The following is a 19,525-nucleotide window of genomic DNA, read 5'->3' as shown; positions in this document are numbered from 1 at the left end:
CCGATGAGCGGTGCGCGGAGCCGCCGGGGCGGGGCGGGGCCGGTCCCGCCCGCCCGGCGTCGTTCCACCGGTCGCCCGCTGTCGACGGCCGCCTCCCGCCCGGTCCCGGCCGGCAACCGGTCCGGTGCGGGCAGCCGGCCGGAGGCCCGCCGGCCCGGACGCCGGACCCCGCGGACGGCGGCCGGCTCCGGCGCGCCCCGCCGCCCGCTGTTCACCGGCCGGGCGGTGGTGCTCGGCGGGCTGGTGCTGCTGCTCGCGCTGACCCTGGCCGGGCCGATCCGCCAGTTCCTCGCCGGCCGCGCCGAGCTCGCCCGGCTGGCCGCCGAGGGCACCGCCCTCGACCAGCGGGCGGAGGACCTGCAGGCGCAGCTGGAGCGCCAGGCCGACCCCGACTACCAGATCCGGCAGGCGCGCGAACGGCTGACCTACGTGCTGCCCGGCGACCGGCTGGTGGTGGTGGTCGACGGCGACGCCGTGGAGGGCGACGCCGGGACCGTCCCCGAGGAGTCGGACGCCGAGCTGCCCTGGTACGACGCGCTGCTGCAGTCGGTCGCCGTCGCCGACGGGGACGAGGAGCCGGGCGGGTGAACGAGTCGCGCGCTCCCGGGGACCGCGTCCGGGAGCCGGTCGGGCCGGAGGACCGCGAGATCGTCGCCCGGCAGCTCGGCCGGCCGCCCCGGGCCCTGCGTGCCGTGGCGCACCGCTGTCCCTGCGGGCAGCCCGACGTCGTCCAGACCTCCCCGCGGCTGGAGGACGGCACCCCGTTCCCCACGCTCTACTACCTGACCTGCCCTCGGGCCAACGCCGCGGCCAGCCGGCTGGAGTCCACCGGCCGGATGAAGGAGTGGCAGGCCGACCTGGGCACCGACCCCGAGCTGGCCGCGGGGTACCGGGCCGCGCACGAGGCCTACCTGGCCGAGCGCGACGCCCTGGGCGTGCTGCCGACCCGCAACACCGCCGGCGGCATGCCCGACCGCGTCAAGTGCCTGCACGCCCTCGCCGGGCACGCGCTCGCCGCCGGGCCCGGGGTGAACCCGATCGGTGACCGCGCGGTGGCCGAGATGGGGGAGTGGTGGGCCACCGGCCCCTGCGCCCGGGAGGACGAGAGATGACCCGCGTGGCGGCGATCGACTGCGGCACCAACTCGATCCGCCTGCTGGTGGCCGACGTCCCGCCGGAGGGGCCGCACACCGACCTGCTGCGCCGCATGGAGGTCGTCCGGCTCGGCCAGGGCGTCGACGCCACCGGGCGGCTGGCACCGGAGGCGATCGAGCGCACCCGCGTCGTGCTCGCCGAGTACGCCGTGCAGGCCCGCGAGCTCGGCGCGACGGCGGTCCGCATGGTGGCCACCAGCGCCAGCCGGGACGCCGCCAACCGCGCCGACTTCGAGGACATGGTGGTCGCGACGCTGGGCCGGCTGCCCGATGTCGTGGCCGGCGACGAGGAGGCGCGGCTGTCGTTCCTGGGCGCCACCGCGTCGCTGGACGCCGCGGTCGCCGCGCACGGCCAGCCGGCACCGAAGGCGCCGTACCTGGTCGTCGACATCGGCGGCGGGTCCACGGAGTTCGTCCTCGGGGACGCCGGCGGGGTCCGGGCGGCCCGCTCGGTCGACGTCGGCTGCGTCCGGCTGACCGAGCGGCACCTGCACGGCGACCCGCCCACGGCCGACGAGATCCAGCGCGCGGAGGCCGACATCCGCGCGGCCCTGACCGAGGTGGCCGCCACGGTGCCGGTCGGCGAGGCGGCGACGCTCGTGGGGCTGGCCGGCTCGGTGACGACGGTCGCGGCCCTCGCCCTCGGGCTGCCCGCCTACGACCCGGTCGCCATCCACGGCTCGCGGATCCCCGTCTCCGCCGTCCGCGCGGTGACCGCGGGGCTGCTGACGGCCACGCGGCAGCGGCGGGCGGCCGAGGCGGTCATGCACCCCGGCCGGGTCGACGTCATCGGCGCGGGCTCGCTGGTCCTGCGGGTGGTCATGGACGCCTTCGCCCTCGACGACGTCGTCGTCAGCGAGCACGACATCCTCGACGGCATCGCGCTGGGGCTCGCCCGCGGCTGACCGGCGCGCGGCGGCGGGTGCCGGTCGAGCGGGCCGGTGCTCTACGTCCGCGCCCGGAGCACCCGCAGGCCGTGCATGACCGTGCGGGCGAGGTCGCGTGCCCGGCCCCGCAGCGCGCGCCGGGCCAGCGCCAGGGCGCCGCCGATGACGGCGGTCGCCGTGAAGTACCCGGCCGAGCCCAGCAGTCCCGGGCGGGCGAGCAGGAGCCGCGTGCTCGTCACCTCGGCGGGGCGCCAGCGGAGCTTGTAGTCCTCCTCACCACGGAGGAACGAGTACTCGGCCTTCTCCAGCCGGGTCGCGCGCTCGAGGGCGCCGCTGACCAGGAGGACGGCGGTGTCGATGTGCTGGCGCAGCGCCGGGGAGATGCCGGCCAGGTAGTAGGCCAGCTGCTCGGAGCCCACCAGGTCGACCTCGCTGGCCACCAGCTCGCCGTCCAGGCGGTACTCGACGAACACCGCCTGGCCGCGCTCGATCATCGGTGCGAGCGCGTCGACGAGGTGCTGCCGGAACCGGTCGGTGAGGTGCTCGGGGTTGCCGCGACGGCCGGCCCACTGCGCCCCGTGGAGCCTGACCAGGTCCCGGACGGCCCGCGCGACGGACGCGGGCGCCACCTCCGTCCGCTCGATCCCGAGCTTCTCGACCTTGCGCAGCTTGCGGCGGAGGGTCCCCGCCGTCCGTGCCGGGACGCGGGCCAGGACGTCGGCCACCGGCAGCGCCGGCAGGTGCAGGTGCACCGATCCGGTCGTCCGACGGACCCGGCCGGGCCAGGCCTGCGCCCAGCGCGCCGCCTCGGCGTCCGGGAGCACCTCGGGCAGGTCGACCAGGCGCCACCCGGGCACCTGCAGCAGCGCCTGGACCAGCCGGGGCCCGGCGTCGGGCACCTCGGGGTCCACCAGGACGTCGGTGTGGTCGGAGAGGTCCCCGCCCAGCGGGGCCAGCAGGTGCACCAGCCCCCGGCGGACCCGGTGCAGTGCCGCGGCCGCGACCAGGACGCCGTCCTCCCACACGGTGACCACGACGAGCTGCCCGGCCGGGACGTAGGCGCGCGCCCAGGCGCTGGTCCACGCGTGGGTCTGGAACGGCGTGGCCGACGGGCAGCGGGCCCAGAGGTCGTCCCACGCACCCGCCAGCGCGTCGAAGTCGGCGTGCTGGCGGACGACCGTGGTGCGCCGGTCCGGCGCCGGGGGCACCGGCAGCGGGATCACCCGGCCGGTGGCCCCGTCCTCCGCGACCGGGACACGGGCACGGGGACCCCGCCCGGGGAGCGACACCGTTGCGTCCACCCGTCCACACTCCTCACCCGTCGGCGCCGGCACGTCGTCCGTCCTGGTCGCCGACCGCGTTCGAGGCTAGGTGGAGGGCGGGGTGCTGGCGCGCCCCGAAAGGGGGAGACCGGGCCGCTCGCCGCGGTCGACGCGGGTCAGGTCGTGCCCTGGTTGATCCCCGGCGGCAGCTTGCCGGTGAGCTTCTCGTAGCTGGCCGCCGCCCCCCGGGCCGCGACCAGTCGCCCGGCCGCCACGGCCACGCCGGAGACGGCGGCCCACGCCAGCGCCTCGCCCCAGCTGACCCCCGGGGCGGCCGGGTTCTTCGGCGGCGTGGTGCCGCGCACGCCGTACCAGGCGGCGTCGGTCAGCTTCCGGACGGCGATGCCCGCGGGCACCGCGAACCCGGCCGAGAGCAGCTTCCAGCTCGCCGGTGCCTTCTCCTTCATGCTCCGTGCCACGACGTGATCATGCACCGGAGCCGGTTCCGGCGCCCCCGCGGCGGGGTGGTTCCCTGGCGGGGTGGCAACCGACGCCGCCGGCTTCCCGGTGACCCGCAGCCCCGCCGGGGTCGTCCGGTCCGCTCGGGGCAGCCGCGACCTCGCCGTCCTCGACAGCCGCCTGTCCGGCTGCCGGGCGTGCCCGCGGCTGGTGGCCTGGCGGGAGGAGGTGGCCCGCGTCAAGCGGGCCTCCTTCCGCGACCAGCAGTACTGGGGCCGGCCGGTCCCGGGGCTCGGCCCGGCCGACGCCCGCATCGCCGTGGTCGGGCTCGCGCCGGCCGCGCACGGGGGCAACCGCACCGGGCGGGTGTTCACGGGGGACCGCAGCGGTGACTGGATCTTCGCCGCACTCTGGCGGGCCGGGCTGGCCAACCAGCCGACGTCCACCCACGTCGGGGACGGGCTGGCGCTCACCGACGTCCGGGTGGCCGCCGCCGTGCGCTGCGCGCCGCCGGCCAACGCCCCGACGCCGGAGGAGCGGGACACCTGCTCGCCGTGGCTGGCCCGGGAGCTGGCGCTGCTGCCGCGGCTGCGGGTCGTCGTCGTCCTCGGGGGCTTCGGCTGGACGGCGCTGTGGCCGGTGCTGGCCGAGGCGGGCTACCGGCTGCCCCGCCCGCGGCCGGCGTTCGGGCACGGGGCCGAGGTGACTCTGGAGGGGCCGCGCGGGCCGCTGACCCTGCTGGGCAGCTACCACGTCAGCCAGCAGAACACCTTCACCGGCAAGCTCACCGAGCCGATGCTCGACGCGGTGCTGTCCCGGGCCACCGAACTCGCCGCGACGGTGCCGGGAACCGGGTGACGGCCCTAGGCTCCTGCCATGGCGCAGCGACCCGTGGTCCTGGTCGTCGGCGGCGGTTACGTCGGCCTCTACACCGCCCTCCGGCTGCAGAAGCGGCTGTCCCGGGGGCGGGCGGAGATCGTCGTCGTCGACCCGCAGCCGCACATGACCTACCAACCGTTCCTCCCGGAGGCCGCGGCCGGCTCGGTGGAGCCGCGGCACGTCGTGGTGCCGCTGCGCCGCACCCTGCCGCGCTGCAGGGTGATCACCGGTGCGGTCACCGGCCTCAGCCACGCCGAGAAGCGCGCCCGCGTCACACCCATCGAGGGCGAGCCCTTCGAGCTGTCCTACGACGTGCTGGTCATGGCGGCGGGCTCGGTGGCGCGCACGCTGCCCATCCCGGGCCTGGCCGAGCACGGCATCGGGTTCAAGAACGTCGGTGAGGCCATCTACCTGCGCAACCACGTCCTCGCCCGGCTCGACGCGGCCAGCTCCACCGACGACCCGGAGGTCCGCCGCCGCGCGCTGACCTTCACCTTCGTCGGCGGGGGGTACGCCGGCGTCGAGGCCTTCGCCGAGCTCGAGGACATGGCCCGCTACGCGGTCGAGCGCTACTACCCGCGGCTGTCACCGGCCGACATGCGGTGGGTGCTGGTCGAGGCGATGGGGCGGATCCTCCCCGAGGTCGACCTCGACATGGCCGCCTGGACGGTCAAGCAGCTGACCGCCCGGGGGATGGACGTGCGGCTCAACACCCGGCTGGAGTCGATCTCCGACGGCTGCCGGGTGCGGCTCTCCGACGGCGAGGAGTTCGCCAGCGACACCCTGGTGTGGACGGCGGGCACCAAGCCCAACCCGATGCTGGGCGAGACCGACCTGCCGCTGGACCAGCGCGGCCGGGTGGTGTGCGAGGCCACCCTGCAGGTGCAGGGGGTCCCCGACGCCTGGTCGGCCGGCGACCTGGCCGCCGTCCCGGACCTCACCAAGGACGACCCCGGCGCCACCACGGCGCCCAACGCGCAGCACGCCGTCCGGCAGGCCAAGCGGCTCGCCGACAACGTGGTGCTGACCCTGCGCGGGGAGGAGCCGGTGCCCTACCGGCACGCGTACGCGGGCTCGGTGGCCAGTCTCGGCCTGCACAAGGGTGTCGCGCAGGTCTACGGCGTGAAGCTCAAGGGCTGGCCGGCGTGGTTCATGCACCGCACCTACCACGTCAGCCGGGTCCCCACGTTCAACCGCAAGGCACGGGTGGTCGCGGACTGGACCCTCGCCGCGGTGTTCCGGCGGGAGGTCATCTCCCTGGGCCAGTTGCAGGACCCGCGGCGGGAGTTCGTCGCGGCCGCCAACACCGGCCGGGCCGGTCAGCTGCCCCCGCCGTCGGCGGCCGACCGCGCCCAGTCCGGCTCCGCCCGGGCGAGCTGACCACCCCTGCCACCCCCTCCGGGGGACCGGGGCCCTGCTCGCGGTGCGCGCGGCCCGGCGGGGCTAGCGTTCGACACCGCAGGCCCCCGTAGCCCAATCGGCAGAGGCAGGCCCCTTAAAAGGGTCCGAGTGTCGGTTCGAGTCCGACCGGGGGCACGCCGACCCCCTCGTCCGGGTGTCCAGGGAACTCGCAGGAACGCACGGGGACGTTCAGGCGTTGACCTGGACGAGTGGGGTGCAGGACCGTTGACCCCACGAACCGCTCGGTCACCTCGAGGAGATGACGATGCCCAGCCACAACCCGGTCTTCGGCCGGGGCTTCGCGAACGCCGCTGCCGGCAACGGCCAGCAGTACGGCCAGTGGGGTGCACCGCAGTACGGCGCTCCCCAGTACGGCGCCCCGACGCAGGACCCGTACGCCGCGCCGTCGCCGTACGCCCGGTCGCCGTACGCGCCGTCGACCACCCGCTACATGACGATGGACGACGTCGTCCAGAAGACGGGCCTGTCGTTCCTCGTCACCGTGGTCTCGGCCGCCGTCACCTGGGCGCTGCTCCCGCAGGAGCTGGCCTTCGGCCTGGCCCTGCCCGCCGTCCTGGTGGCCTTCGTGCTCGGCCTGGTGATCTCGTTCAAGCAGATCGCCAACGCCGGCGCGACCCTGGCCTACGGCGCCCTCTACGGCGTCGCGCTCGGTGCCATCAGCGAGGCGTTCAACAACCTCTACCCCGGCATCGTCATGCAGGCGGTCATCGGCACCTTCGGTGTCTTCGCCGGCATGCTGATCGTCTACAAGACCGGCGCCATCCGGGTCACCCCGAAGCTGACCCGCTGGATCGTCGGCGCCATGTTCGGCGTCCTGGCGCTGATCCTGGTCAACCTGGTCGTCAGCCTGTTCGTCGGCGGTGACGCCCTCGGCCTCCGCAGCGGTGGCCCGATCGCCATCCTGTTCAGCGTCATCGTGATCGGTGTGGCGGCCTTCTCGCTGCTGCTGGACTTCGACATGGCCGATGAGGCGATCCGCCGCGGCGCCCCTGCCAAGTTCGCCTGGTACATCGCCTTCGGCCTGCTGGTGACGGTCGTCTGGCTGTACCTGGAGATCCTGCGGCTGCTGTCCTACCTGCAGAACGACTGAGAGAGGGCCCCGCTGCCCCCACGCCTCGCACGCTCGGCGTGGGCCCCTGCAGTGGGGCCATCACACGACAGTGGCCCGGTCCCCGCGAGGGGGCCGGGCCACTGGCCGTCCCGGGCCCCTGCAGGGCCCGCGCCACGGCCCCGTCCCGGTCCCCGCCCTGAGCGCGTGCCCAGGGTGGGGCGGGACGGGGTCCTGCCTCAGCTCAGGCGCTCGAGGACCATCGCCATGCCCATGCCGCCACCGACGCACATCGTCTCCAGGCCGAATGTCTTGTCCTTGGTCTGCAGGCCGTTGATGAGCGTGCCGGTGATGCGGGCGCCGGTCATGCCGAAGGGGTGGCCGACGGCGATCGCGCCGCCGTGCACGTTGAGCCGGTCGAGGTCGATGCCCAGGTCGCGGTAGCTGGGGATGACCTGTGCGGCGAACGCCTCGTTGATCTCCACGAGGTCGATGTCGCCGATGCTCATGCCCGCCCGCTGCAGGGCCAGCTTGGAGGCGTCGACCGGGCCGTAGCCCATGATCTCCGGCGACAGCCCGGTCACCGCGGTCGAGACGATCCGCGCCAGCGGGGTCAGGCCGAGGTCCCGGGCCTTGGTGTCGCTCATGACGACGACCGCGGCGGCGCCGTCGTTCAGCGGACAGGCGTTGCCGGCGGTGACCCGCCCGTCGGGCCGGAAGACGGGCTTCAGCCCGGCGATCCCCTCGAGCGTGGTGCCCGGCCTCGGGCCGTCGTCGGTGCTGACGACGGTGCCGTCGGGCGTGGTGACCGGGGTGATCTCGCGCGCCCAGAAGCCCTCGGCGATGGCCTGCTCGGCCAGGTTCTGGCTGCGGACGGCGAACTCGTCCATCTCCTCGCGGGAGACGCCCTTGAGCAGCGCCAGGTTCTCGGCGGTCTGGCCCATGGCGATGTAGATGTCGGGCAGCTCGCCGTTGTCACGGGGGTCGGTCCACGAGTCGGCGCCGCTCTCGGCGGTCTTGGCCACCCGGGCCTCCGCGTCGTCGAACACCGGGTTCTTGGTGTCCGGCAGCCCGTCGCTGCTGCCCTTGGCGAAGCGGGACACCATCTCCACACCGGCGGAGATGAACACGTCGCCCTCGCCGGCCTTGATCGCGTGCATCGCCATGCGGGTGGTCTGCAGCGAGGACGAGCAGTAGCGGGTGACGGTCGTGCCGGGCAGGTGGTCCATGCCGAGCAGGACGCTCACCACGCGGGCCATGTTGTAGCCCTGCTCGCCGCCGGGCAGGCCGCAGCCGAGGATCAGGTCGTCGATGTCGGTCGGGTCGAGCGCGGGCACCTCGTCCAGCGCCGCGCGCACGATGGTGGCGGTGAGGTCGTCGGGCCGCAGGTCCTTGAGCGACCCCTTGAACGCTCGCCCGATGGGGGAGCGGGTGGTGGCGACGATGACGGCTTCGGGCATGGGTCCTCCACGGTGAGGCGGATCCGACGGGGGACGCCGGACGTCGGGTCGGTGCCGAACCTACTCCCCGGTAATGCGGGTGCGGTGGCAGTCGCGCGGTGTCTCCTGCCTGACTCCGCGCGGCCGGTCCGCTCCTCGCTCGCTGCGCCCCTGGTCGCCTCCGCGGTCGCTCCGCTCCTCGCTCGCTGCGTCCCCCGGCCGCCTCCGCGGTCGCTCCGCTCCTCGCTCGCTGCGCCCCCCGGCCGCCTCCGCGGTCGCTCCGCTCCTCGCTCGCTGGCGCTCGCTGCGATGCTCACTCCCTGTCGGCGGCCGCGCTCGCTGCGATGCTCCCGCCGCTGTCGTCAGGCGGTGTCTGTCTCGCCTGACTCCGCGCGGCGGTCCGCTCCTCGCTCGCTGGCGCTCGCTGCGATGCTCCCGCCGCTGTCGTCAGGCGGTGGGCGACTCGGCGGCGCGTTCGGCCTGCTCGGGCGTCGGCAGGTCCGGGGGCCGGCGGCGGCGCAGCCGCGCCCACGGACCGCGTGGACCGGTCTCCGAGCCCCGGACCGCGGTCGCCTGCACCTCCGTGCCGGTGCGGCCGGCGGCGCGCGCGGCGGCACGGGCGACGGGGCGGACGGTGTCGCGGCGCAGGTTGCGCAGCCCCCTGTCGGCCGAGGCGGGCCAGACGCCGAGCGCGTCGGCGATCGAGGGCAGCAGCACCGCGGCCGCGGCGGCGTACCCGGCCGCGCTCGGGTGGAACTCGTCGACGCTGAACAGGCCGCGGTCCTCGGCGAACCGCGGGCCCAGGACGGAGCCGAGGGACACCGTCCGCCCGCCGGCCTCGACCACGGCGATGGTCTGCGCGGCGGCCAGCTGCCGGCTCCAGCGGCGGGCCAGCAACCGCAGCGGCTGGCCGATCGGCCGGATCGTGCCCAGGTCCGGGCAGGTGCCGACGACGACCTCCGCGCCCGCCTCGACCAGCCGGCGGACGGCATCGCGCAGGTGCCGCACCGAGACCGAGGGCCGGGTGCGGCTGGTGACGTCGTTGGCCCCGATCATGATCAGCACGACGTCGGGGTGCTCGACGAGGGCCTTGTCGACCTGCTCCTCGAGCTCGTGGGACTCCGCGCCCGAGACCGCGAGCCGGACCAGCCGCACGGGTCGCTCCGCCAGCTCCGCCAGTGCGGCGGCGAGCAGCACGCCAGGGGTCTCGGCGGCCCGCTCCACGCCCAGGCCCACGGCGCTGGAGTCACCGAGGACGGCGAGGACGATCGGCTTGCCGCGGCCGCGGCCGTAGATGCCGTCGCCCGAGGGCGGGTCGGCCTTGGCCGTCCGAGCCTCGACCCGCCGTCGGGCGGCGCGCGCCTGCGCCCGCAGCAGCGCGACCAGCCCGGCCCCGGCCAGGCCCACGCCACCGCCGCCGTAGGCGGCACCGGTGGCCAGTCGCCATGCCGCGCTCGCTCGAGTCACCGCCGTCCCCGTCCTCCAGTTGCGTGAAGCACCTGTCCCGCAGGCTAACCGCCCCCTACGGTCCCCCCATGGCGGATTCCCTCGCAGGGGGCAGCGGTGGCCGTCCGGACGGCGACCGGTCGCGGCAGATCGTCGACGTGCTGGTCGACGCGTTCTCCGAGCTGATGACCGCGGACGCCGACGCCTTCCGGACCAAGTTCCGCAAAATGGCGGCCGACCCGTTCGCGTTCTACCGGGGCAGCGCCTGCCTCTTCTACGCCGACATGGCCCGGCTGGAGGACCGCTGGTGCGACGAGCGCACCAGCCGGGTGTGGATCCAGGGCGACCTGCACGCTGAGAACTTCGGGACCTACATGGACGGCGCCGGGCGGATCGTCTTCGACGTCAACGACTTCGACGAGGCCTACCTGGGCCACGTCAGCTGGGACCTCCGCCGGTTCGTCGCCAGCTTCGCGCTGCTGGCCTGGCGCAAGGCGCTGGGGGACGACGTCATCGCCGACCTGCTCGGCCGGTACCTGCACGCCTACCTCGACCAGGTCGCCGCGTTCACCCGCCTCGAGGACGACCGCTCCTTCGCGCTGGTCCGGGAGAACACCGAGGGGGCGGTGCACGAGGCCATCCTCCGGACCACCGCCCGCACGCGGCAGGCGCTGCTGGACCGGATGACCGTCGTCGAGAACTTCGAGCGGCGCTTCGCGGAGGGCCCGCGCAACCGCCGGCTGGGCGACGCCGAGCGCGACCGGGTGCTGGCCGCCCTCGACCGGTGGCGGGAGACGGTGTACCCACCGCGCCGGCGGCGCGACGTGGCCTACGACGTCAAGGACGTGATCGCGACCGGCGGCTTCGGCATCGGCAGCGCCGGCCTGCCCGCCTACAACGTGCTCATCGAGGGCTACGACCAGGCGCTGGAGAACGACGTCGTCCTCTCGCTGAAGCAGGGGAACGTGCCGGCGCCCAGCCGGATCGTCCGGGACCCCGGGATCCGCGGGTACTTCGAGCACGAGGGCCACCGGACGGCGGTCAGCCAGCGGGCGCTGCAGGCCAACGCCTCGCAGTTCCTCGGGCACACCGAGATCGACGGCGTCGGGTTCGTCGTCCAGGAGCTCTCGCCCTACGAGGTCGACCTGGACTGGGAGGACCTCACCGAGCCCGAGGAGATCGCGCCGGTGATGACCCAGCTGGGCCGGGCGACGGCGAAGGTGCACTGCGTGGGCGACGTGGACAGCGACCACACGCTGGTGGCGTTCCAGACCGAGGAGGCGATCACCGCGATGGTCGGGGACCGGCGCGAGGAGTTCGTCCGGGACCTGACCGCGTTCGCCGCGGCCTACGCCCGGCGCACCCAGGAGGACCACCGGTTGTTCGTCGACGCCTTCCGCGCCGGGGACATCCCCGGCATCAGCTCGAGCGGTGCGCAGCCGGTACGCCGTTGACCCGTCCGGGCAGGTACCCGGCGATGCAGGTGGCGAGGTCGGCCGCGCGCCAGCGGTGACCGCTGCCGGGGATCTCGGCGCGCTCGGCGGAGGGGAGGGCCGCGACGATCGACTCGGCGGCGGCCGACATGAACGGGAAGGTCGAGGCGCCGAGCAGCACCACCGTGGGGGCGGTGACCGAGGCCCACAGCTGCCGCCGCGGTGCGGACTGCGTCCACGCCAGCGCCTCGGCGTCGGCCTCGAGGGTGGGTGCCATCCGCTCGAACAGCGGCCACTGCGGTCCGTAACGCATCGACTCGAACCACTCCGGGGGCATGCCCTCGGTCCACAGCCGCCACAGGCCCTCCCGGTCGTCGGCGGCCACCAGCGCCCGGACGGCGGCCAGGTGGTCCGCGCCGTCGGTGCCCTCCTCGTCGTCGAGGGGCACCTCCCACAGCACCAGGCGCTCCACGCCCGGCAGCTCGGCCGCCGCGGCGAGGGCGATCGCGCCGCCGGAGGAGCTGGCGTACAGCCACGCCCGCCCACCGACCACGCCGAGCAGGGCACGGATGGCGGCGACCTCCCCGGCCAGCCGGAACGGCGGCTCCCTGCCGCTGTCGCCGCGGCCGGGGCGGTCGTGGTGGACGACGTCGAAGCCGCGGGCGGCCAGCTCGGTGGTCAGCGCGCGGGTGTCGGGGTCGACGGCGCGGAACTGCCCGGCACCGCCGACGAGGACCAGTGGCTGGCCGGCGCCCTCGCGGTCGTAGGCGATCCGGACGCCGTCCTCGGTCTGGACGTACTCGGTCATGCCGGTACGACCCCGCGGGACGGCGGGAGTCAGCGCCGCCGTCCGGTGCCGTCCCGAGCCCGCGAGGGTGGGGAGGGCCGGACCTCCCGGCGTCCTGTCTCAGCGGGCCCGACGACCCCTCCGGGTGCGGAGGTAGTCGGCGACCACGTACTCGCCGAGCCGCTCGCTGTCGGGCGTGAACACCCGGCCACCGGCCCGCTGGGTGATGTCGTGGACGAAGTGCACCAGCCCCGGCTCGGGGTCGAGCGCGAAGACGTTCATCGTCGCCCCCGACCGGGCCACCCGCTCCACCTCGGCGACGGTGCGGGCGATCGTCTCGGGCATCGGCGGCCAGCAGAAGAACGGCGTCCCGTCGTCCTCCAGGTGCGCGGTCGGCTCCCCGTCGGTGACCACCAGGACCACCGGCTCGGCGTCCCGGTGCCGGGCGAGGAACCGGCGGGCCAGGATCAGCCCGTGCTGCAGGTTGGTGCCCTGCAGCGTGTCCACCGACAGCTCGGCGAGGGTCTCCGGCCGCAGCACCTGCGCGGTGGAGGAGAACCCGATGATCTGGATGGCGTCCTGCGGGAAGCGGGTGGTCACCAGCGAGTGCAGTGCCATCGCCGTCGACTTGGCCGCGCCCCACGTGCCGCGCAGCGCCATCGAGTAGGAGAGGTCGACCAGCAGCGCGACGGCGGCACCGGTGCGCCGCTCGGTCTCCACGACCTCGAAGTCCTCGACGGCGATCCGCACCTGCCGCTCGCCCTCGCGCCGGGGCTCGTGCGCGGTGCGCAGGACGGCGTTCTTCACCGTCCGGACGACGTCCAGCGGCTGCTCGTCGCCGAACCGCCACTCCCGGCTGCTCCCCGTCAGCTCACCGGCGGCGCCGGCGTCGGCGACGTCGTGCTCGCCGCGGCCGGTGGCGTCGAGCTTGGCGAACACCCGCCGCAGCGCGGTGGCCCCCAGCCGGCGGACCGCCTTGGGGGAGAGCTCCAGCCTGCCGTCGGAGCGGTTGAGGTAGCCCTGCCGCTCGAGCTCCCGCTCCAGCTGGCGCAGCGCGGCCAGGTCGTCGACGGCCGGCCGGCCCAGCGCCCGCTCCAGCAGTTCCTCGTCGACGTCGGCCAGCGAGGCGCCGGCATAGCCCTGCGAGAGCTGGTTGGACAGCGCCTCGAGGTCGGCGAGCTCGGCGACCGCGCTGGTCGCGTCGCCCAGGCCCAGGCCCTGCTCGCCGTCGGGCACCTGACCGCGCTGTCCCCATGGCAGGTCGGGGCGGGCCTGGCGGAGGGCGTCCTGCAGGTGGGCCATCTCGCTGGCCAGGCCCATGTCGGCCATGGTCTGCGCCATCAGCTCGGACAGCTCGGCGCGCTGGTCGGCCGACAGGCCGGCCATCATCCGCTCCTGCGCGGCGGCCCGGCGGGCGAGGGAGTCGATGAGCTCGTCGATCGACTGCGGGTCGTCGGGGAAGAACTGACCGTGCTTGTCCATGAAGTCGGCGAACTGCTCGTCGGTGTCCTCGCCGCGGTTGTGCGCGTCGATGAGCTGCGAGAGGTCGGCGACCATGTCCTTGACGGCCTGCATGTCCTGCTCGGTGGCGTTCTGCAGTGCCTGCTTCATGGAGGCGAAGGAGCTGTCGAGCACCTCGCGGCGCAGCAGGTCCTGGATCTGCTCGTAGGCCTGCCGGGCCTCGTCCGACCGCCAGCCGTAGTCCTTCAGCGCCCGGACGGCGCCGGCGGTGTCCTCCGGCAGCGCGTCGAGCTCGGCCTCGGCCAGCCGCGCGCCGTCGTCCGGGTCGGGGAACAGCTCGCGCCGCTCGGCCTCCAGCGCCCGGTCCAGCAGCTCGCGGACCTCCTGCAGGGTGCCGTCCATCCGGCCGGCCTGGCGCGCCTGGCGGAGCCGGTCGCGCACCGACCGGCGCAGCTCGTCCATGCCGCGGCGTCCGTCCATGCCGCGGCGCAGCAGCTCGCGCAGGGCCTCGCGGACCCCGCTGCCGCCGAGCACCGAGTCGCCGATCTCGTCGACGGCGCTGCCCAGGTCGTAGGGCGGGGCCAGCGGGTCGGGCCCGCCGTGCCAACGGGAGTAGCGGTGGCCGCGTCCGCGCCGCGAGGGCATGGTCAGGCCCCGTACACCGTGCGGGAACCGTCGGTGTCCTTGGCCAGGCGCCGGGTGAGGTAGAGCCCCTCCAGGGCGAACTCCACCGCGGCGGCGGCCTGCTCGGCGGACTGCTCGCCCTCCGGTACGCCCAGCCGGCCCAGCAGTTCGGCCAGCTTCGGGATGGTGCCGAGCTGGCCCAGCAGCGCCGCGGCGGGCACCAGCTCGCCGGACTCGACGGTCTCCCCGCCGGTGAAGTGCTCCTGCAGCCCGGTGAGGTCCAGCCCGGCGCAGCGGGCACGGAAGGTCTGGGCGGTCGCCTGGCGCAGCAGGTGCTCGAGGATCTCCAGCTCCCGCTCGTCGTCCGGGTCGGTGCCGGCGTCGGCGAACTCGACCTTCCCGCGGCTGGCCGGGACGACGCTGGGCAGGTCCACCACCCGCGCCACCGGCCGGGTCTCCCCGGCGACGGCGGCCCGGCGGACGGCGGAGGCGGCGACGGTCTCCAACCCGGCGATCGCGAACCGGGCGCTGACCCCGGAGCGCTGGTCGACGTGGTTGGACTCGCGCACCAGCCGGGTGAACCGGGCGACGATCTCGGCCAGGTGCTCGGGGATGACGGGGGAGTCGAAGTGCCCGTCGCCGGCCGAGGTGCCCGACTGCCCCGCACCCGCCACGCTGAGCCAGCTGGTGTGCGCCTCCTGGTGCAGCAGCCGGATCTCGTCGGCCAGCTCGATCGGGTAGTGGGTGCGCACCTCCGCGCCGAAGCGGTCCTTGAGCGGGGTGATGATCCGCCCGCGGTTGGTGTAGTCCTCGGGGTTGGCGCTGGCGACCAGCAGCAGGTCCAGCGGCAGGCGCACGCGGTACCCGCGGATCTGGATGTCCCGCTCCTCCAGCACGTTGAGCAGCGCCACCTGGATGCGCTCGGCGAGGTCGGGCAGCTCGTTGACGCTGAAGATGCCGCGGTTGGTGCGCGGCACCAGGCCGTAGTGGACCGTCTCGGGGTCGCCCAGGGTCCGGCCCTCGGCGACCTTGATCGGGTCGACGTCGCCGATGAGGTCGCCGACGCTCGTGTCCGGCGTGGCCAGCTTCTCGCCGAACCGCTCGCTGCGGTGCAGCCAGCCGACCGGGGTGGCGTCGCCGTGCTCGGCGATCTGCCGGTGCGCCCAGACGCTGATCGGGTGCAGCGGGTGCTCGTTGAGCTCACTGCCGGCCAGCACCGGCGTCCACTCGTCGAGCAGGCCCACCAGGGTGCGGATCAGCCGCGTCTTGCCCTGCCCCCGCTCGCCGAGCAGGACCAGGTCGTGGCCGGCGATGAGGGCGCGCTCCACCTCGGGGACGACGGTGTCCTCGAAGCCCACCATGCCGGGCAGGCTCGGCTCGCCGGCCCCCAGGCGGGCGAGCAGGTTGGCGCGGAGTTCGGCCTTCACCGGCCGGAAGGTGGCCCCGCTGTCGCGGAGCGCGCCCAGGGTCGTGGGAGCGGGGGGAGCGGAGGCTGTGGTGCCCGGGTCCGTCACCCCAGCCACGGTACGACGCCGCCGCCGGTGGGGGCACCCGTCGGCGGCTCCCGCCTGCGAGGACCCGCCCGTGGCCCGCTGCCGAGGAGCCTCCCCTCGGGGGGAGGACGTCGATCTCGTCGCCTGCGAGGATCGGCCCGTGAGCGCTGCGGAGGTGCCCCTGGTCAGCGGGGCGGAGGTCGAGGCGGCGGCCGCCCTCCTCGACGGCGTCGTCCGGCGGACGCCGCTGGAGCACTCCCGCGCGCTGGCCGAGCGCACCGGCGGGCCGGTGTGGCTCAAGTGCGAGAACCTGCAGCGCACCGGCTCGTTCAAGATCCGCGGCGCGTACGCCCGGCTGGCCCGCCTGAGCGCCGACGAACGGGCCCGCGGGGTCGTCGCCGCCAGCGCGGGCAACCACGCGCAGGGCGTCGCGCTGGCCGCGCAGCTGCTCGGCATCCGGTCCACGGTCTTCATGCCCGAGAGCGCCCCGCTGCCCAAGGTGGCCGCCACCCGCGGGTACGGCGCCGACGCCCGGCTGGGCGGGGCCACGCTGACCGAGGCCCTCGCCGCGGCGGCCGAGCACGCGCAGCGCACCGGAGCGGTGTTCATCCACCCGTTCGACCACCCCGACGTGATCGCCGGCCAGGGCACCGTGGGCCTCGAGGTGCTCGACCAGTGCCCCGACGTCGCGACCGTCGTCGTCTGCACCGGTGGGGGCGGGCTGGTCTCGGGGATCGCCGCGGCGGTGGAGGCCCGTCGTCCGGAGGTGCGGGTGGTCGCCGTCCAGGCGGAGGCGGCGGCCGCGTTCCCCGGGTCGCTGGCCGCCGGCCGGCCGGTGGCGCTGGGCGGGATGGCCACCATGGCCGACGGCATCGCCGTGGGGGCGCCGGGGCAGCTGACCTTCGCCCACGTCCGCGACCTGGTCGACGAGGTGCGCACGGTCAGCGAGGAGGACCTCTCCCGCGCGCTGCTGTTCTGCCTGGAGCGGGCCAAGCTGGTGGTCGAACCGGCCGGGGCCGCGGCAGTCGCGGCCGTGCTGGCCGACCCTGCGGCCTTCCGCCCACCGGTGGTCGCCGTGGTCTCCGGCGGGAACATCGACCCGGTCCTGCTGCTCAAGGTCGTCCAGCACGGCATGGCGGCGGCCGGCCGGTACCTGCGGCTGCGGCTGCGGGTGCCCGACCGCCCGGGGTCACTGGCGGCGGTGCTCGGCGAGCTGGCCGACGCCGGCGCCAACGTGCTGGAGGTCGAGCACGAGCGCACGGCGACCCGGTTGGACCTCGGCGAGGTGGAGGTCTTCGTCGTCCTGGAGACCCGCGGACCCGAGCACGCCGAGGAGGTCCTCGGCCGGCTGGAGCGCGCCGGCTACGCGGTCACCACCGGCTGACCGACGAGTTCCGGCCGCCGCCGTCCACACCCCGTGCGCCGCATCCGGCGGGACGCGGCGCACGGAGCAGGGTCGTGCACCGTGCCCCTCGTGAGCGACGCGGTGGTCGTCGAGGGGGTGGTCGAGCGCTCCGGTGCGACCACCGCGCTCGTACCGCCGTCGGTGCGGCTCGGTGGTGGCCGGGACGGCAGCCGGCCGCAGTGACACAGTGGGCGGTGATGAGCGCCGTCGATCCCGTGCCCGCCGTCCCCTCCGCCGACAACCCGCTGCTCGAGCCGTCCCCGTTGCCGCTGCAGCTGCCGCCGTTCGAGGCGACCACGCTGGAGCACTGCCGCGAGGCCGTGCTCGCCGGGATGGCCGAGCAGCGCGCGGAGGTGGCGGCCATCGTCGGTTCCCCCGAGCCGCCGACGTTCGAGAACACCGTGGTCGCCCTGGAGCGCTCCGGCCGGCTCTACCGCCGCGCCGGGGCGGTGTTCCACAACCTCGCCTCGTCGGTCTCCTCCGACCGGCTGCGCGAGATCGAGCGCGAGCTCGCGCCGCTGGAGTCCGCGCACGCCGACGCGTTGCGGCTGGACCCCGAGCTGTTCGCGCGGATCGACGCCGTCCACGCCGCGCGGCACGGGGCCGGGCTGGACGCCGAGGCCGTCCGGCTCGTGGAGCGCTACCACCTGGACTTCGTCCTCTCCGGAGCCCGGCTCGACGACGCGGGCCGGGCCCGGCTCTCGGAGCTCAACGGCGAGCTGTCGGCCCTGTCGACGACGTTCGGCCAGAACCTGCAGGTGGCCACCGAGGCCGCAGCGGTGGTGGTGGCCGACGCCGCGGAGCTCGACGGGCTCGGCGAGGCGGAGGTGGCCGCCGCCTCGCGGGCGGCCGCCGACCGCGGGGTCGACGGCTTCCTGCTGCCGCTGCTGCTGCCCACCGGCCAACCGGTGCTGGCCAAGCTGCGCGACCGCGCGCTGCGTCGCCGCGTCTTCGAGGCCTCGGTCGGCCGCGCCTCCGACGGGGAGCACGACAACGGTCCGGTGGCGGTGCGGATCGCCCGGCTGCGAGCCGAGCGCGCCCGGCTGCTCGGCTTCGCCACCCACGCCGACCTGGTGCTGGCCGACTCGACCGCGCGGACCACCGCGGCGGTCGACGCGATGCTGGCCTCCATGGTCGGGCCGTCGCTGGCCAACGCCCGGGCCGAGGCGGCCGCCCTCGCCGAGGTCGCCGCCCGCGACGGGGTGACCGACCTCGCGCCGTGGGACTGGGCGTTCTACAGCGAGCGGGTGCGGGCCGAGCGCTACGCCGTCGACACCGCCGCACTGCGGCCCTGGTTCGAGCTGGAGCGGGTGCTGGTCGACGGAGTCTTCCGCGCCGCCGAGCTGCTCTACGGGTACCGCTTCACCCCGCGCCCCGACCTCGTCGGCTACCACCCCGACGTCCGGGTCTGGGCGGTCACCGACGCGACGGGGGAGACCGTCGGCCTCTACCTCGGCGACTACTTCGCGCGGGAGGGCAAGCGCGGCGGGGCCTGGATGAGCTCCTTCGTCACCCAGTCACGGCTGCTGGACGCCAAGCCGGTGGTGGTCAACAACCTCAACGTCACGCGCGGTGCCGACGGGCAGCCGACGCTGCTGACCCTCGACGAGGTCGACACGCTCTTCCACGAGTTCGGCCACGCGCTGCACGGGCTGAGCTCCGCGGTCACCTACCCGCGGTTCTCCGGCACCAGCGTGCCGCGCGACTTCGTGGAGTTCCCGAGCCAGGTCAACGAGATGTGGGCCCTCGAGCCGGAGGTCCTCGGCACCTACGCCCGGCACGTCGAGACCGGGGAGCCGCTCCCGGCCAGCGTGGTCGAGGCGATCGAGGCGGCCCGGCTGTGGGGCGAGGGGTTCGCGACGCTGGAGTACCTCGCGGCGACGCTGCTGGACCAGGCCTGGCACCGGATCACGACGGAGACGGAGGTCGGCGACCCCCAGGAGTTCGAGCGGGCGGCCCTGGACGCGGCCGGCGTCGCCTACGAGCTGGTCCCGCCGCGCTACCGGACCACGTACTTCCAGCACGTCTTCGCGGGTGGGTACGCGGCCGGGTACTACTCCTACATCTGGTCGGAGGTGCTCGACGCCGACACGGTGGAGTGGTTCCGGGAGAACGGCGGTCTGCGGCGGGAGAACGGCGACGTCTTCCGCGAGCGGCTGCTGTCGGTCGGCGGGTCGGTGGACCCGCTGGAGGCCTTCCGCGCCGTCCGCGGCCGGGACGCCGACCCGACGCCGCTGCTGCGCCGCCGTGGGCTGCTCCCCGCCGCGGCCGGGGGCCCGGACGCCGGGGAGGGGCAGGAGCCCCGCTGAGAGCGCAGCCGTCCGAG

16 protein-coding genes and 1 tRNA gene are annotated in these 19,525 nt (G+C 75.2%); 10 read left to right on the top strand and 7 right to left on the bottom strand.

What is annotated here, in order from left to right:
- The first annotated feature begins 3 nt into the window (after nucleotides 1-3).
- From ACI79I_RS21200 to ACI79I_RS21190, 3 genes are read left to right on the top strand one after another with little or no spacing between them, the layout of a single operon-like run.
- Nucleotides 4-588 (top strand): FtsB family cell division protein, encoded by a 585-nt coding sequence (locus ACI79I_RS21200; protein ID WP_456994299.1) that lies wholly within the window; start codon nucleotides 4-6, stop codon nucleotides 586-588.
- The gene (locus tag ACI79I_RS21195) at nucleotides 585-1,112 is read left to right on the top strand and encodes a DUF501 domain-containing protein (protein ID WP_456994298.1); all 528 of its coding nucleotides are present in this window, start codon (nucleotides 585-587) and stop codon (nucleotides 1,110-1,112) included. Before ACI79I_RS21200 ends, ACI79I_RS21195 begins: the two co-directional genes overlap by 4 nt.
- Nucleotides 1,109-2,059 carry a Ppx/GppA phosphatase family protein gene (locus ACI79I_RS21190; RefSeq protein WP_456994297.1) on the top strand — a complete coding sequence of 317 codons (951 nt, stop codon included), beginning with the start codon at nucleotides 1,109-1,111 and terminating at the stop codon, nucleotides 2,057-2,059. The genes ACI79I_RS21195 and ACI79I_RS21190 overlap by 4 nt, the downstream gene beginning before the upstream one ends.
- A 41-nt stretch (nucleotides 2,060-2,100) precedes the next feature.
- Here ACI79I_RS21190 and ACI79I_RS21185 read toward each other — a convergent pair whose 3' ends face one another.
- Complete coding sequence (locus ACI79I_RS21185) at nucleotides 2,101-3,342, bottom strand: GNAT family N-acetyltransferase (protein ID WP_456994296.1); 1,242 nt, start codon at nucleotides 3,340-3,342, stop codon at nucleotides 2,101-2,103.
- Between the two features lie 137 nt (nucleotides 3,343-3,479).
- Nucleotides 3,480-3,782 carry a DUF4235 domain-containing protein gene (locus tag ACI79I_RS21180; protein ID WP_456994295.1) on the bottom strand — a complete coding sequence of 101 codons (303 nt, stop codon included), beginning with the start codon at nucleotides 3,780-3,782 and terminating at the stop codon, nucleotides 3,480-3,482.
- 61 nt (nucleotides 3,783-3,843) lie between these two features.
- On the opposite strand from ACI79I_RS21180, the gene ACI79I_RS21175 reads away from it, so the two are divergent.
- The 4 genes from ACI79I_RS21175 (at nucleotide 3,844) to ACI79I_RS21160 (ending at nucleotide 7,153) form a co-directional block, all read left to right on the top strand.
- Entirely contained in the window at nucleotides 3,844-4,620 is a 777-nt protein-coding gene (locus tag ACI79I_RS21175; protein ID WP_456994294.1) for a uracil-DNA glycosylase, read from the top strand.
- An 18-nt stretch (nucleotides 4,621-4,638) separates the two neighbouring features.
- Nucleotides 4,639-6,021 (top strand): NAD(P)/FAD-dependent oxidoreductase, encoded by a 1,383-nt coding sequence (locus ACI79I_RS21170; protein ID WP_456994293.1) that lies wholly within the window; start codon nucleotides 4,639-4,641, stop codon nucleotides 6,019-6,021.
- Between the two features lie 82 nt (nucleotides 6,022-6,103).
- A tRNA-Leu gene (locus ACI79I_RS21165) sits at nucleotides 6,104-6,177 on the top strand.
- A gap of 130 nt (nucleotides 6,178-6,307) precedes the next feature.
- Complete coding sequence (locus tag ACI79I_RS21160) at nucleotides 6,308-7,153, top strand: Bax inhibitor-1/YccA family protein (protein WP_456994292.1); 846 nt, start codon at nucleotides 6,308-6,310, stop codon at nucleotides 7,151-7,153.
- Between the two features lie 197 nt (nucleotides 7,154-7,350).
- On the opposite strand, the gene ACI79I_RS21155 is transcribed toward ACI79I_RS21160, so the two are convergent.
- Both ACI79I_RS21155 and ACI79I_RS21150 read right to left on the bottom strand, forming a co-directional pair.
- On the bottom strand, nucleotides 7,351-8,571 hold the full coding sequence (locus tag ACI79I_RS21155; protein ID WP_456994291.1) for an acetyl-CoA C-acetyltransferase: 1,221 nt from the start codon (nucleotides 8,569-8,571) through the stop codon (nucleotides 7,351-7,353).
- 426 nt (nucleotides 8,572-8,997) lie between these two features.
- On the bottom strand, nucleotides 8,998-10,017 hold the full coding sequence (locus tag ACI79I_RS21150; protein WP_456994290.1) for an SGNH/GDSL hydrolase family protein: 1,020 nt from the start codon (nucleotides 10,015-10,017) through the stop codon (nucleotides 8,998-9,000).
- A 68-nt stretch (nucleotides 10,018-10,085) separates the two neighbouring features.
- Between ACI79I_RS21150 and ACI79I_RS21145 the strand changes: the two genes are divergently transcribed.
- Nucleotides 10,086-11,450 carry a DUF2252 domain-containing protein gene (locus tag ACI79I_RS21145; protein WP_456994289.1) on the top strand — a complete coding sequence of 455 codons (1,365 nt, stop codon included), beginning with the start codon at nucleotides 10,086-10,088 and terminating at the stop codon, nucleotides 11,448-11,450.
- On the opposite strand, the gene ACI79I_RS21140 is transcribed toward ACI79I_RS21145, so the two are convergent.
- From ACI79I_RS21140 to ACI79I_RS21130, 3 genes are all read right to left on the bottom strand, one after another.
- Complete coding sequence (locus ACI79I_RS21140; protein ID WP_456994288.1) at nucleotides 11,416-12,237, bottom strand: alpha/beta fold hydrolase; 822 nt, start codon at nucleotides 12,235-12,237, stop codon at nucleotides 11,416-11,418. The two genes, ACI79I_RS21145 and ACI79I_RS21140, sit on opposite strands and share 35 nt — an antisense overlap.
- A gap of 99 nt (nucleotides 12,238-12,336) precedes the next feature.
- Nucleotides 12,337-14,322 carry a VWA domain-containing protein gene (locus ACI79I_RS21135; RefSeq protein WP_456994287.1) on the bottom strand — a complete coding sequence of 662 codons (1,986 nt, stop codon included), beginning with the start codon at nucleotides 14,320-14,322 and terminating at the stop codon, nucleotides 12,337-12,339.
- 2 nt (nucleotides 14,323-14,324) lie between these two features.
- On the bottom strand, nucleotides 14,325-15,815 hold the full coding sequence (locus tag ACI79I_RS21130) for a sigma 54-interacting transcriptional regulator (protein ID WP_456994286.1): 1,491 nt from the start codon (nucleotides 15,813-15,815) through the stop codon (nucleotides 14,325-14,327).
- Nucleotides 15,816-15,954: 139 nt separating this feature from the next.
- Between ACI79I_RS21130 and ilvA the strand changes: the two genes are divergently transcribed.
- Both ilvA and ACI79I_RS21120 read left to right on the top strand, forming a co-directional pair.
- Nucleotides 15,955-17,178 carry a threonine ammonia-lyase gene (gene ilvA, locus ACI79I_RS21125; protein ID WP_456994285.1) on the top strand — a complete coding sequence of 408 codons (1,224 nt, stop codon included), beginning with the start codon at nucleotides 15,955-15,957 and terminating at the stop codon, nucleotides 17,176-17,178.
- A gap of 218 nt (nucleotides 17,179-17,396) precedes the next feature.
- Complete coding sequence (locus ACI79I_RS21120) at nucleotides 17,397-19,508, top strand: M3 family metallopeptidase (protein WP_456994284.1); 2,112 nt, start codon at nucleotides 17,397-17,399, stop codon at nucleotides 19,506-19,508.
- The last annotated feature ends 17 nt before the right edge of the window (nucleotides 19,509-19,525 follow it).

It is taken from the genome of Geodermatophilus sp. SYSU D01105 (assembly GCF_054050095.1).
This window is presented reverse-complemented; position numbering and strand designations above follow the sequence as displayed.

Coding starts and splice junctions, on each gene's coding strand:
- ACI79I_RS21200 (WP_456994299.1), top strand. CDS start 4: ATGAGCGGTGCGCGGAGCCGCCGGGGCGGGGCGGGGCCGGTCCCGCCC.
- ACI79I_RS21190 (WP_456994297.1), top strand. CDS start 1,109: ATGACCCGCGTGGCGGCGATCGACTGCGGCACCAACTCGATCCGCCTG.
- ACI79I_RS21170 (WP_456994293.1), top strand. CDS start 4,639: ATGGCGCAGCGACCCGTGGTCCTGGTCGTCGGCGGCGGTTACGTCGGC.
- ACI79I_RS21160 (WP_456994292.1), top strand. CDS start 6,308: ATGCCCAGCCACAACCCGGTCTTCGGCCGGGGCTTCGCGAACGCCGCT.
- ACI79I_RS21155 (WP_456994291.1), bottom strand. CDS start 8,571: ATGCCCGAAGCCGTCATCGTCGCCACCACCCGCTCCCCCATCGGGCGA.
- ACI79I_RS21145 (WP_456994289.1), top strand. CDS start 10,086: ATGGCGGATTCCCTCGCAGGGGGCAGCGGTGGCCGTCCGGACGGCGAC.
- ACI79I_RS21140 (WP_456994288.1), bottom strand. CDS start 12,237: ATGACCGAGTACGTCCAGACCGAGGACGGCGTCCGGATCGCCTACGAC.
- ACI79I_RS21135 (WP_456994287.1), bottom strand. CDS start 14,322: ATGCCCTCGCGGCGCGGACGCGGCCACCGCTACTCCCGTTGGCACGGC.
- ACI79I_RS21120 (WP_456994284.1), top strand. CDS start 17,397: ATGAGCGCCGTCGATCCCGTGCCCGCCGTCCCCTCCGCCGACAACCCG.